Source organism: Serinibacter arcticus, assembly GCF_004786095.1.
GTDB lineage: Bacteria > Actinomycetota > Actinomycetes > Actinomycetales > Beutenbergiaceae > Litorihabitans > Litorihabitans arcticus.
Map to the genome: position 1 here is coordinate 235,561 of NZ_RHPJ01000001.1, position 12,595 is coordinate 248,155.

Sequence of the window (12,595 nt, forward strand, 5' to 3'; positions counted from 1 at the left end):
TGGGTTGTCTGGGGCCAGCCTACGCGCGTGGCCGACGGCGGCCCCGACCCGTCCCGCGGCGAGGGCTCAGAAGGGCGGCTCGCCACCGCCACTCGCGCCCGTGGCGCCTCCGTCGCCGTCGCCGGCCTCGGAGCCCACCGTCACCAGGTGGGAGACGTCGCGCGGCTCACCGGCCTCCTCCGGCTCGGCGGGCTCGTCGTACGCGCCGGAGCCGGTGATCGACCGGGTGAAGGAGTCGGCGCTGTGCGGGTGCTCGGTGCCGCCCGACGGCGGGTCCGTGCGCGTCCAGGTGACCTTGCCACCCGCCAGGTCGACCGCCACGCTGCGCGCGATGACGGCCGGTCCGCTGCGCGGGGCACCCTCCTGCGTGACCCACTCCTCGTGCGAGAGGTCTCCCACGATCGTGAGCGGTGTGCCCTTGCGGACGGTCGCGGCGACGCGCTCGGCGAGCGCCCGGAAGACGGTGACGCTCACCCAGAGGGTGGCCTTGTCCTCCCAGCCGCCGTCGGGCGAGCGGCGACGGGAGGTGCTGGCCAGCCGGAAGCTGGTCCAGACGGTGCCGGTCGCGGACGTGCGCAGTTCGGGGACGGAGCCCGCGTTGCCGCGGATCGTGATGGTCGTGTCGTTCATGGTCTGCTCCTCGGATCGGGGTGGTGCGTGACCCGAGGATGGGCGCGGGGGCCGACGGCGCGGGGGCCTGACCGGACGAGAGGTGACCGCTCCGGCGGGCCGGCGCTCTGGGGACAGTCAGGCGCCGGAGGACGCCGGGGCGAACCGCCCCGCCTCGAGGGTGCGCCGCGCCGCGCCCAGGCGGTCGAGCTCGGCGCGGGCGCCGGCCACCGCCGTCGTCACGGAACGCTCCAGCGCGTCCTGCGCCGAGGCGGCGTACGCGGCGGCGGCCTCGGCGCCCTCGCGCTCCAGCCGGGCCCGCCGGAACCGGGCGAGCAGCCCCGGACCGGGCGTCGCGGCCACCGGCACCTCGCGCAGGGCGGCGGTGGCGGCCTCGGCGATCGCTCCGGCGTCGGGCACGGCGGCGTCGACGGCGGAGCGCCACGCCGGCGGCAGCCCGACCGTCAGGTCGCCGACCCAGGCCGTGCGGACGGCCTCGATCCGGGCCCGCGCCGGCTCGCGCACGGAGGTGACGAGGACGCCGGAGCCGCGATGGGCGGCGGCGAGGGAGTCGGCGACGGCGGGGACGCCGAGGGTCTCGCCCAGGCGCGTCGCGGCGGCCGGCACGTCCAGGGTCGGCACGGGTGAGGCCCCCAGCGCGCCCGCCAGCGTCGCGCTGAGCGCGTCGAGCTGCGCGCGGACGGCCGAGCGGTTGGTCGAGCTGCGCTCCCCCGTGCGGCGAAGCGTCTCGCGCAGGGCGGGGATGCCGTCGCCGGTGCGCGCCGACGTCGTGAGGATCTCGACGCCCCCGAGGTCCTCGGAGACGAGCAGGCGGGCGACGTCGAGCCGCAGCTGGCCGAGCCCGTCGGAGGTGAGGGTGTCGGTCTGGTTGAGGACGACGAGCATCGCGTCCTGCCGGCCGGCGAGGCCGCGCAGGTACTCCCCGTGGAGGCGGTGGTCGGCGTACTTCTGCGGATCCAGGACCCACACGAGGAGATCGACGAGCGGCACCAGCCGGTCGACCTGGAGGCGGTGCCCCTGCGCGACGGAGTCGTGGTCGGGCACGTCCAGCAGGACGATGCCGTCCATCGAGCCGGGCTCGGGTCCGGTGAGGGCCTGCTCACCGCGGAACCGGCGGTCGCGCGGCACGTCGAGGTGGTCCAGCAGCGCGGTGGCGTCCGAGCCCCAGACCCCCGCGGTGGGCAGCGCGGTCGTGGGCCGGCGGGCTCCGACGTCGGCGACGTCGAGGCCCGAGGTGGCGTTGAACAGCGAGGACTTGCCCGAACCGGTGCCACCCACCAGCGCGACGACCGTGTGCTGCACGCCGAGCGCGAGGCGCGCCCCGACCGTGTCGAGGCCGGTGCGCACGGTGGCGACGACGTCGGGGGGCAGGCGGTCCGCCGACGCATCCACCAGATCCCGCAGCTCGCTGTGCCTGGCGCTCTCGCGCTCGGTCACGGCGCCGGTCGCGCCACCGTCGTCCCGCGTCATCTCAGGCCTCCCCCGCCAGCATCCGCAGCTCGGCGACGCGCAGCCGCAGCGCCGCGGCGGCCTCCGGGTCGAACCGCTGCGCGAGCGGCGTGGTGAAACCGGTCGCCTCGGCCGCCACGAGGTTGCGCGCGTGCACGGCGAGCGCGTCGCGCGCCGCCGCGATCGCGCGGTCGGCCTCCGCGGCGGGCCAGACCCGGCGCGCGGCCGTGGTCGCGCCGTCGATCCCCGCGGCGGCGAGCAGGAGCAGCGTGCCGCGGCCGGTGGCCTCCAGCAGCGGCGGCGCCTCCGACCCGCCGTCGGCCGCCACCGGGACGAGGGCGGCGACGTCGGCGAGCCATCCGTCCCAGGCCGCGCGCACCCGCTCGGCGCGCTCGGATGCGGCGACGGCGGAGCCGCGGTCGGCGGCCAGCGCCGATCCGGCCTGCGACGCCGTCGGGGCCGAGGTCCACGCGTCGCGCACGGCGGTCTCGGCCGTCGCGGCGGCGCGTCCGAGCACGTCGGAGAAGGATCGGTCGACCTCGGCCCGCAGCACCTCGAGGGCGGACGCGCGCTCGGGCGCCTGCCGGGGCACGCGCCGTCGGGCCAGGAATCCGCGCACCTCGTGCGCGAGGGGCTCGAGCGGTCCGCGGGATCCGGCGAGCACCAGCCAGCGCGTGGTGGGGCCGCCGTCGGCGAGCGCTCCCTCGGCGAGCTGACTCACGAGGTCGTCGGCGGCGACGGCGGCCGCGCCCGTCGCGAGCGACGTCAGCTCGGTGGCGGCGTCGGTCTGCGCCACGACGGCGTCGAGCAGCTCGCGGACCTCGGCCCGCAGCGGGCTCCAGACACCGCGCACGGTGCGCGCGGTGATGCCCTGCGCACCCGCTCGGGTGGCCAGCAGCCCGATCCACTGCGCGACCTCGCGCACGTTCTCGGCGGGCAGGGGGCCGTCGACCGGGCCGGCGTCGGGCACCACCAGCAGCGGGACCGACCCGAAACCGGACTCGACGAGCCGGGAGAGCAGGTCGCGGCGCACCTCGTCGAGCACGTCGGTCGCGACGCGGTCGAGCACGACGGCGATGGTCACGCCGCGGCGGCGCACGACGTCGAGGATCTCCCACGGCAGCGCGTCGCCGTAGCGGTGGGCGGTCGTGACGAACAGCCACATGTCGGCGGCCTCGACGAGCTCGACCGACAGCCGCCGGTTGCCCTCGTCCACGGAGTCGAGATCAGGGGCGTCCAGGAGCGCGAGACCGGCGGGGACGCCGTCGGCCGCCACGACGTCCGCCAGGCGCCGCACGGGGTGATCGGCCACGAGGTGGGCCTCGGCGGGATTGACCACCAGGACGGGGCGCCGGGTCGTGGGCCGCAGCACGCCGGCGGGGCTGACCGTGCGACCGGCGAGCGTGTTGACGAGCGTGGACTTGCCGGCGCCCGTCGGGCCGCCCACCACGAGGATCGCGGGCGTGGCCGCCTCGCGCAGCCGCGGGATCAGGTGCGTGGTGATCTGGGCCAGGACGCGGTCGCGCAGGTCGCGGGCGTGGGCGACGCCGGGGACCTCGAGCGGGAGCGCAACCTCGCTCAGGTGCCCGGCGAGGCTCGTCGCGACGTCGAGCGCGGGGCCGGTCGCGCCCGTGGGTCGGGACGGACGCGCGTCGGCCGCGTCGGGGCCGGACGGCGTCGTGGAGGTCACACTCCCACCCTGCCCCAGGTCGCCGCGGTCGGCCGGGACGCGCGCCGGGACACCGTGAAGAGCGTCACGCGTCGTCGGACGGCGTCGCGCCGGGCGCGACGCCGTCGGGGTCCACCCGCACGAGCCACGCCGACAGGATGCGGGCGAGGTCGGCGCGGTCCTGCGGGTCGAGGTCGGCCACGAGGCGGTGCTCGTTGGTCATGTGGTCGGTGAAGGCGGCGTCGGCCGCCGCGAACCCTGCCGGCGTGAGGGCGACGACGCGGCCGCGCCCGTCCTGGGCGCTCCGCCGCCGGGCCACGAGACCGGCGCGCTCGAGCCGGTCCACGCGCTTGGAGACGGCACCCGACGTGACCATCGTGCGGGCCGCCAGGTCGCCGGGCGTGCGCTCGTAGGGCTCCCCCGCGCGGCGCAGCGTCATGAGGACGTCGAACTCGCCCTGGCTGAACCCGTGCTCGGCGTACACGCGCTCGAGCTCGGTCATCAGGAGACCGCCGAGCCGGTGCAGCCGCCCGATGACGGCCTGCGGCGCGGGATCGATGTCCGGGCGCTCGCGGCGCCACTCGCGCTGGATCTCGTCGACGTGGTCTTCCACGCCTCGATCCTAGGGCCGCTGGAATATATCTTCCAGGGAAGGCATTATATCTTCCATGGAAGCTACATGGCGGTGGATCCTCGTCACGGCGTTCGCGCCGATCGTCTGGGGCAGCACGTACGTCGTCACGCACACCTGGCTGCCGGCCGACGCGCCGCTGTGGGGTGCGACCCTGCGCGCCCTGCCGGCCGGCCTCGTGCTGCTGCTCATCGCGCGGCAGCTCCCGCGCGGCTCGTGGTGGTGGCGCTCGGCCGTGCTGGGGGTCCTGACCGTCGGTGCGTTCTTCGTGCTCCTCTACATCGCCGCGACGACGCTGCCGAGCGGCGTGGCCAGCAGCATCATGGCCGCGGCGCCGATCGCGATGACGCTGATGGCGTGGGCGCTCGTCTCCGAGCGACCCTCGATCCGCGCCCTGGTGGGCTCGGTGATGGGGATCGTCGGCGTCGCCCTGATCGTCAGCATGGCCGCCGCCGCCGTGAACCTCTGGGGCGTGGCGGCCTCGGTGACGGCGATGCTGATGTCCTCGTTCGGCTTCGTGCTCACCAAGCGCTGGCGCAGCGACGCCCCGCTGATCGCCTCGACGGCGTGGCAGGTCGCCTCGGCGGGCATCTTCCTGGTGGTGGTCGCGCTCCTGGTCGAGGGCGCTCCCCCGGCCCTGGACGGGCCGGCGGTGGCCGGCTTCGCCTACGTCTCGCTGATCGCGACGGCGGTCGCCTACCTCGCGTGGTTCGCCGGCCTGAAGCGACTGCCCGCCTCGACGGTCGGCATCATCGGGCTGCTCAACCCCGTGAGCGGGGTGACGCTCGGGGTGCTCGTGTCCGGGGAGCGGCTGACGCTGCCGCAGGCGCTCGGGATCGCGCTGGTGATCGCCGGGATCGCCGTGGCGACGGTGGTGACCGGGCGGCGGAGCGGACGGAGTGGTGGTCGGTCCCGTGCGGCGGCAGGCGCCGAGGTCGCGATCGAGGCGCGGCGCGCCGCCTGACCACCCTCGGGCCCCGGCGCCTCAGCCGCTCGGGTCCAGCAGCGCCCCCGCGGCTGCGCGGTCCTGCTCGGCTCCGGTCGTCAGCGCGTAGAGCCCGTACCCGATCGGGGACGCGTCCCACAGGTGCTGCGCCTGGCGAGCCAGCCCGGGGTGGACGTGGCCGCCGGCCGCGGCGTACGCGTCGAGGGTGACCGCCAGCGCGTCCTCGCCGCCGGCACCGACCTGCGCCGACAGGTCGCGGGCGGGGTCGTCCACGCGGGCGGTGGTCCAGTCCAGGACCCCGACGACGGCGCCGCCCGCCTCGAGCAGGACGTGCGCGGGGTAGATCTCGCCGTGCGTCATGACGGTCCGCTCGGGCCAGCAGTCGTCGTCGGCCAGCCACTCCTCCCAGGCGCCGAGCAGGGCGGGCGCGACGGTGAACGCCTCGGACACCCGCGCGACGTCGTCGCGCCACCCCTGCCGCACCTGCGCCGGGGGCCGCACCTCGACGCCGGCGGCCAGCGCGTCGTCGTGGTCGATGGAGTGCAGTCGCGCCAGGAGCCGGCCGAGCCGGGCGGCGTAGTCGGCGCTCGCGGGGTCCATGTGCCAGACGGGTTCGCCCGCCTCCGACAGCGTCAGACCGGGTGCCCCGGGCAGCGCCGGGTAGGCGATGAGCTCGGGACTGCGGACGCGCCAGTCCGGGACGGCGACGCCGTCGGCCGCCAGCACGGGTGCCACCAGGTCGAGGATGCGGAGCTCGGCGGCCATGCCGTCGGCGACGTCGGGGCGGCGCGGGACGCGCAGCACCCAGCGGCTGCCCCCGTCGTCGTCCGCCATCACCACGCGATAGTCCAGCCCGGCCTCGGTCACGGTGGCGCCCCGTGCGGTGAGCGCGAGCCCGTGGGCGGCGGCCAGCGCGACGACGTCCTCGACGGTGTCCATGGCCGACACGCTGCCACGGACGCGGCCGGCCGCCCAGGGCTTTCTGGGCCGCTCGGAGCCGCGATCGCTGCGACCGTTAGGCTCTGTCGGCCAGCCCTCGTAGCTCAATGGATAGAGCAACGGCCTTCTAATCCGTAGGTTGCAGGTTCGAGTCCTGCCGGGGGCACCGCACTCGACGACGTGGTGCCCGTGTCGTCGACGTCCGCGAGACCCTCGCGCCGCCGTCGCCCCCGCGTCCCATGCAGCGCCCGCCGCGGCCCACCGGTTGCCACCTGAGCGAAACCCAACCTAAGATGATGACGTCGCCATGTTGACGTCAACATCGCGATTCGGACCCTGCACAGGCGCGGGAAGACGGTCAAGGAAGACGAGCGTCCGACACGCAGCACAGCGGCACACCGCCGTCGCGGGGACGAGCACGGCCCACGCCCCAGATGAAAGGTGCACAGTGACGAGCACAAGGAACCGCAGGTCCATCGCCTGCGCAGTCGCGACCGGGGTGGTGATGTCCAGCGTGGGGATCGGCCTCGCGGCCGCACCGGCCGCGGCCGCCACGACCACAACCATCACCCCCAACCCCTGGTACGCCAGCGAGCCCTTCGAGGGCTGGGGCACCAGCCTCGTCTGGTTCGCCAACGCGACCGGCGGGTACCCCGAGGAGCTGCGCGAGGACCTGTACCAGGCCGTCTTCGGCGACGAGGGTCTCAACCTCAACATCGCGCGCTACAACGTCGGCGGCGGGAACGCCTCCGACGTCGTGGACTACCTGCGCCCCGGCGGCGCCGTCGAGGGCTGGTGGGCGAAGGACGCCGACGGCACGGCCGGCACCTACGGCGGTGCCACGACGAGCTACGCCGACCGCGACGCCGTCGCCGCGGCGTTCGACCCCACCAACCCCGACCACTACGACTGGGACGCCGACGCCACCCAGCGCTGGTGGATCGAGCGGCTGGTCCAGGACGAGCAGATCACCCACTGGGAGGCGTTCGCCAACTCGGCCCCGTACTTCATGACGGAGTCCGGCTACGTCTCTGGAGGGTTCAGCTCCACGGACAACCAGCTCAAGCCGAGCGCCGACGCCGACTTCACGGCCTACATGGTGGCCGTCACCGAGCACCTCGAGGACACCTACGGGATCGACTTCTCAACGATCGACCCGTTCAACGAGCCGAACACCAACTACTGGGGCACCACGCTGACGAACGGCGTCCCCACGGGCGGCCGCCAGGAGGGCATGCACGTCGGCCCCGTCCGCCAGACCCAGGTCGTCGACGCGCTGGACGCCGAGCTGAACAAGCCGGGCACCACCACCGACGCCGTCATCGCCGCGATGGACGAGACCAACCCCGGCACGTTCGCCACCAACTGGGCCGCCTACACGCAGGCGCACCGGGACAAGGTCGGCCAGATGAACGTCCACACCTACGGCACCAGCGGCCGCCTCGTGGTCCGCGACCTCGCCAAGCAGGCCGACACGAGCCTGTGGATGAGCGAGATCGAGGGCAATTGGGTCAACGGCTGGAACCCGCTCCTCATGGAGAACGGGCTCGGCATCGCCTCCCGCATCAACGACGACCTGCGCGAGCTGGAGCCCAACGCCTGGGTCCTGTGGCAGCCCGTCGAGGACACCTACAACATGGACCAGCCGCGCGAGAACGGCGGCGAGAACCTCAACTGGGGCTCGATCTTCATCGACCTCGACTGCAAGCCCTACACGGTCGCCGGCTCCGAGGAGGAGGTCTGGAAGTCCCCGCGCCGCGTCGCGCTCGCGGGCAGCGTCGAGGCCGCCCCGGAGTGCAGCGTCGAGGTCAACAGCAAGTACAACGCGCTGCGCAACTACACGCACTTCATCTCCCCCGGTGATGCGCTGATCCCGACGACGTCGACCACCACGACGGCCGCCGTCGCGGCCGACGGCGAGTCCACCACGCTTGTCCACAGCAACCCGGCCGCCGACGAGCAGACCGTCGTCGTGGACCTGTCCAAGTACGGCGAGATCGACGCCGACGCGAGCCTGACCGCCTACGTCACCACGCAGGCGACCTCGCTCGACACCCCGACCGACCGCGCGCTGATCCCGTCGGCACCGGTCGCCGTCGACGTCGCCGCCCGGACCGCCACCTACACGGTGCCGGCCAAGTCGGTCACGACCCTGGTGATCGACGGCGTCTCGGGCGTCGCGCCCGAGGCCGCCGCGCTCGTCGACGGCGGGACCTACCAGCTCGTCGGCCAGCAGAGCGGTCGCGCGCTGTCCGCCGAGAACACCGGCCTCGCGATCCGCACGATCGCGACCACCGACGCCGCCGCGCAGCGCCAGGCGTGGACGGTCCACGAGGTCGACGCGAGCGGGACCGACGAGGGTGCCACGAAGACCTACGTCCTCGCCGACGCGCAGGGTCGGTTCCTCACCGCGAGCAGCTCCGGCCCGGCCTGGACCGGCGGGACGCTGGAGGCCGCGCGGACCAACCGCGCGGCGCACTGGATCCTCAACACCACCAACGGCTCCACGTGGTCGCTGGTGAACGCCTCGATCGCGCAGTCGCTCGACGTCGCCGGTCAGGCCTCGGCCGACGGCACCGCCGTGGGCGTCTACGGCTCCAACGGCGGCGCGAACCAGACCTGGTCGATCCGTGACCTCACGGCGCTCCCGGTCGACGTCACCGTCCGCACCAACCCCGGCGTCGCGCCGGTCCTGCCGACCACGGTCGTGCCGCGCTACTCCTCCGGCAGCAGCGGTTCCGCGGCCGTGACGTGGGAGGCGTTCGACGCCGCCCTCTGGGCGAGCCCGGGCACCTTCCAGGTCGCCGGCACCGCCACGGACGTCTACGGCAGCACCTTCGAGGTCACCGCGACCGTCGAGGTCGCCGCCCTCACCGTGACCGACCCGGCGTCCGTCACGGTCGCCGAGGGGTCGACGGCGGCCGCCGCCGTCGCCGCCCTGCCCACCACGGTCCAGGCCAGGGCGGGCGCCTCGGTGCTCTCCTTCCCGGCCCCGGTCACGTGGGACACGGCATCGCTGACGGACGCCCAGCTCGCCGCCCCCGGCGTCGTGACCCTCACGGGCACCGCGACGGCGGACGGCGCGCAGCTGCGCGCCACCGTGAACGTCATCGTCACCACGGCCACGGGTCGCAACATCGCGCCCGACGCCACGACGACGGGCGCCGCGTCCTCGACCGAGGGCAGCTTCGTGGTCGACCGGACGCGCAACGGCGACCGGACCGACAAGGGCTGGTCCAACTGGGTCAGCAGCAACAAGCCCGCCACCAGCACGCTGACGTACACCTTCCCCGAGACGACCGTCCTGGGCAGCGACGTGTACTTCTACGCCGACGGCGGCGCCACCAGCTGGGCCGAGACCATGCGGGTGGAGTATCGCCAGCCCGACGGCACGTGGCTGCGCGCCCCGGGCTACGAGGCCGACGCCCCGGTCGCGGCACCGGTCGCCGGCGCCCCGGTCGTCACCTCCGCCTGGGACGGCGTCCGAGCCACCGGTCTGAGGGTGGTCATGAACGCGTACGCGAACACCCACCTGACGGTCTCGGAGGTGGAGATCTTCGAGGCGGCACCGTCCGCGTCGTCGCTGTCCACCCTCGCCTCGCTCCGCTCCGGCGGCCAGGAGGTCCCGCTGACCGCGGGCACCACCGAGTACGCCACCACGGCGGCGGGCACGGACTACCCGGTGGTCCAGGCGTTCCCGACGGACACGGCCGCCGAGGTCGCCGTCACCCAGCCGACCATCGAGAACGACGGCGTGGCCACGATCGTGGTCACGGGCGCCACCGGCGAGAGCACGACGTACACGCTCACGGTCGAGCTGGTTGAGGCGGTGACGTTCGCGGACGTCACGCCGAGCACGCAGTTCTTCACCGAGATCTCGTGGCTCGCGCAGAACCGGATCTCCACCGGCTGGGTGCTCCCGGACGGCACGCGTGAGTTCCGTCCGGTGACCCCGGTCGCTCGCGATGCGATGGCGGCGTTCCTCTACCGCCTGGCGGGTTCGCCCGAGTTCCGGGAGCCCGAGACCTCGCCGTTCACCGACGTCTCCACGGACAACCAGTTCTTCAAGGAGATCGCGTGGCTGGCAGAGACCGAGATCTCCACGGGCTGGGTGCAGGCCGACGGCACGGCCCAGTTCCGCCCCCTCGACCCGATCGCGCGCGATGCGATGGCGGCGTTCCTGTACCGGTTCGCCGACCGCGAGGGCAAGGTGAACGACACCCCGGCGCCGGCCACCTCCCCGTTCGCCGACGTGGCCACCTCCAACCAGTTCTACGCGGAGATCGCGTGGCTGGCGGAGAACGACATCGCGACCGGCTGGGACGGTTCCGGCAACGACGGAAGCACGATCTTCCGACCGCTCTCGCCGGTCAACCGCGACGCCATGGCGGCCTTCATGTACCGCCTGCACCACCTGGGCCAGGAGTCCTGATCCCGCAGTGATCAGGGCCTGACCCGCTCGTCCCGACGGCGGGGCTCACCTCACGGTGGGCCCCGCCGTCGCGTCGTCCCACATGCTGGTCAAGCGCTCGGCAAAGACGCGCCCGACGCGTCCCCCGAACAGCGCCCGGACGATGCGGCGTGACTATCGTCACAGCATGAGCACAACCACCACCCCGGCACCCACCGGCAGCAACGACGCAGCCGCGGTCCCGACCACCACAGCCGCCACCCCCTCCGCAGCCCTCGGCCCCCTGGACGACGCGCGCGCCCAGCTGGCGTTCGCCGTCGACCACCTCGGTCTCGACAGCGGGATGCACCAGCTCCTCGCGACGCCGCGCCGCGAGCTCACCGTGAGCGTCCCGCTGCGGCGCGACGACGGTTCGACCGCCCTGTTCATCGGGCACCGCGTGCAGCACAACTTCTCGCGCGGTCCGGCCAAGGGCGGTCTGCGCTTCTCCCCGAACGTCGACCTCGACGAGGTTCGCGCACTGGCGATGTGGATGACGTGGAAGTGCGCGCTCGTCGACGTGCCGTACGGCGGCGCCAAGGGCGGGATCGCCATCGACCCGCGCCAGCACTCGCTCGCCGAGCTCGAGCGTGTGACGCGCCGCTACACGAGCGAGATCATGCCGCTCATCGGCCCCGAGCAGGACATCCCGGCGCCCGACATCGGCACCGACGAGCGCACCATGGCCTGGATGATGGACACCTACTCCGTCAATGTCGGCCACACCGTGCCCGGCGTCGTGACCGGCAAGCCGCTCAGCCTCGGCGGGTCGCTCGGCCGGGCCAGCGCCACGTCCCGCGGCGTCGCCCACGTCGCCGTGCTCGCGATGCGGCACCGCGGTCTCGACCCGGCCGCCTCGACCGCTGCCGTGCAGGGGTTCGGCAAGGTGGGTCGCGACGGCGCCCGCCTCCTGGCGGAGGCCGGCGTCGGCATCCGCGCCGTGAGCGACGTCTACGGCGCCGTCCACCGTGCCGAGGGCCTCGACGTCGCCGCCCTCATCGAGCACGTGGACGCCACGGGGTCCGTGCTCGGCTTCGCGGGCGGCGAGGAGATCGACGGCGCGGCGCTGCTCGAGCTCGACGTCGACACCCTGGTCCCGGCCGCCGTCGAGGGCGTCATCACCGAGGCGAACGCCGAGCGCGTCGCGGCCAGGATCGTGGTCGAGGGCGCCAACGGCCCGACCACCGAGGCCGCCGACGCGATCCTGCGCGAGCGCGACGTGCTCGTGGTGCCCGACATCCTCGCGAACGCGGGCGGCGTGATCGTCTCCTACTTCGAGTGGGTCCAGGCGAACCAGGCGTACTGGTGGAGCGAGGACGAGGTCAACGAGAAGCTCGCCGAGCGCATGACGAAGGCGTGGGACGCCGTCCTGGGCTACGCGACCTCGAACGGGCAGTCGATGCGCGAGGCGGCGACGTGCCTGGCGGTCGCCCGCGTCACGGAGGCCCACAAGCTGCGCGGCCTCTACCCGTGACGGGCGGGTCCGGGTGCTGACCCGCGTCGGTGCCCGGGCCTACGCTCGCCGCATGCCCTACCGTTTCGACGCCGAGCTGTGGACGATGAACGACGGCCGCTGGCACATGCTCACGGTCCCCGAGAAGGACTCCGACGAGATCGACCAGCGCACGACCGGGCTGCAGGGCGGGTTCGGGTCGGTGAAGGTCGAGGTCACGATCGGCACGAGCACCTGGACGACGTCGGTGTTCCCCAGCCAGCAGCAGGGTGCCTACGTCCTCCCGGTCAAGAAGGCCGTCCGGACCGCTCAGGGCTGCGCGGCCGGGGACACCGTCACGGTCGGGCTCAAGCTGGTCGGGCTCGAGACCTGACCGCAGGGCCGGCCGTGCCCGCCTGATGATCGGACCGGCCGGTCGCCGTCGGCGC

The 12,595-nt window shown here is 74.1% G+C and carries 9 protein-coding genes and 1 tRNA gene; 5 read left to right on the forward strand and 5 right to left on the reverse strand.

What is annotated here, in order from left to right; all coding sequences use genetic code 11:
* Positions 1-66: 66 nt before the first annotated feature.
* The 4 genes from SERN_RS01105 to SERN_RS01120 form a co-directional block, all read right to left on the reverse strand.
* Positions 67-630 (reverse strand): single-stranded DNA-binding protein, encoded by a 564-nt coding sequence (locus tag SERN_RS01105; protein ID WP_135848298.1) that lies wholly within the window; start codon positions 628-630, stop codon positions 67-69.
* A 117-nt stretch (positions 631-747) separates the two neighbouring features.
* A complete protein-coding gene (locus tag SERN_RS01110; RefSeq protein ID WP_135848299.1) occupies positions 748-2,100 on the reverse strand; it encodes a GTPase in 1,353 nt (450 codons plus the stop codon).
* Position 2,101: 1 nt separating this feature from the next.
* Positions 2,102-3,769: a GTPase family protein gene (locus SERN_RS01115; protein WP_135848300.1), complete on the reverse strand. Its 1,668-nt coding sequence runs from the start codon at positions 3,767-3,769 to the stop codon at positions 2,102-2,104.
* A 64-nt stretch (positions 3,770-3,833) separates the two neighbouring features.
* Complete coding sequence (locus tag SERN_RS01120) at positions 3,834-4,361, reverse strand: MarR family winged helix-turn-helix transcriptional regulator (protein WP_199241468.1); 528 nt, start codon at positions 4,359-4,361, stop codon at positions 3,834-3,836.
* Between the two features lie 55 nt (positions 4,362-4,416).
* Between SERN_RS01120 and SERN_RS01125 the strand changes: the two genes are divergently transcribed.
* Positions 4,417-5,343 (forward strand): EamA family transporter, encoded by a 927-nt coding sequence (locus tag SERN_RS01125; RefSeq protein WP_135848301.1) that lies wholly within the window; start codon positions 4,417-4,419, stop codon positions 5,341-5,343.
* Positions 5,344-5,364: 21 nt separating this feature from the next.
* Here SERN_RS01125 and SERN_RS01130 read toward each other — a convergent pair whose 3' ends face one another.
* Positions 5,365-6,264 (reverse strand): macrolide 2'-phosphotransferase, encoded by a 900-nt coding sequence (locus SERN_RS01130; protein WP_135848302.1) that lies wholly within the window; start codon positions 6,262-6,264, stop codon positions 5,365-5,367.
* 93 nt (positions 6,265-6,357) lie between these two features.
* On the opposite strand from SERN_RS01130, the gene SERN_RS01135 reads away from it, so the two are divergent.
* The 4 genes from SERN_RS01135 to SERN_RS01150 all read left to right on the forward strand — a co-directional run bounded on the left by SERN_RS01135 (position 6,358) and on the right by SERN_RS01150 (position 12,540).
* Positions 6,358-6,430 (forward strand) — tRNA-Arg (locus SERN_RS01135).
* Between the two features lie 339 nt (positions 6,431-6,769).
* Positions 6,770-10,696, forward strand: coding sequence for an Ig-like domain-containing protein (locus tag SERN_RS01140; protein ID WP_135848303.1), 3,927 nt, complete (start codon positions 6,770-6,772; stop codon positions 10,694-10,696).
* A 166-nt stretch (positions 10,697-10,862) separates the two neighbouring features.
* On the forward strand, positions 10,863-12,188 hold the full coding sequence (locus SERN_RS01145; RefSeq protein ID WP_135848304.1) for a Glu/Leu/Phe/Val family dehydrogenase: 1,326 nt from the start codon (positions 10,863-10,865) through the stop codon (positions 12,186-12,188).
* Positions 12,189-12,240: 52 nt separating this feature from the next.
* A complete protein-coding gene (locus tag SERN_RS01150; RefSeq protein ID WP_135848305.1) occupies positions 12,241-12,540 on the forward strand; it encodes a DUF1905 domain-containing protein in 300 nt (99 codons plus the stop codon).
* Positions 12,541-12,595 lie beyond the last annotated feature (55 nt).

Coding starts and splice junctions, on each gene's coding strand:
- SERN_RS01130 (WP_135848302.1), bottom strand. CDS start 6,264: ATGGACACCGTCGAGGACGTCGTCGCGCTGGCCGCCGCCCACGGGCTC.
- SERN_RS01145 (WP_135848304.1), top strand. CDS start 10,863: ATGAGCACAACCACCACCCCGGCACCCACCGGCAGCAACGACGCAGCC.
- SERN_RS01125 (WP_135848301.1), top strand. CDS start 4,417: ATGGAAGCTACATGGCGGTGGATCCTCGTCACGGCGTTCGCGCCGATC.
- SERN_RS01110 (WP_135848299.1), bottom strand. CDS start 2,100: ATGACGCGGGACGACGGTGGCGCGACCGGCGCCGTGACCGAGCGCGAG.
- SERN_RS01140 (WP_135848303.1), top strand. CDS start 6,770: ATGTCCAGCGTGGGGATCGGCCTCGCGGCCGCACCGGCCGCGGCCGCC.
- SERN_RS01150 (WP_135848305.1), top strand. CDS start 12,241: ATGCCCTACCGTTTCGACGCCGAGCTGTGGACGATGAACGACGGCCGC.
- SERN_RS01105 (WP_135848298.1), bottom strand. CDS start 630: ATGAACGACACGACCATCACGATCCGCGGCAACGCGGGCTCCGTCCCC.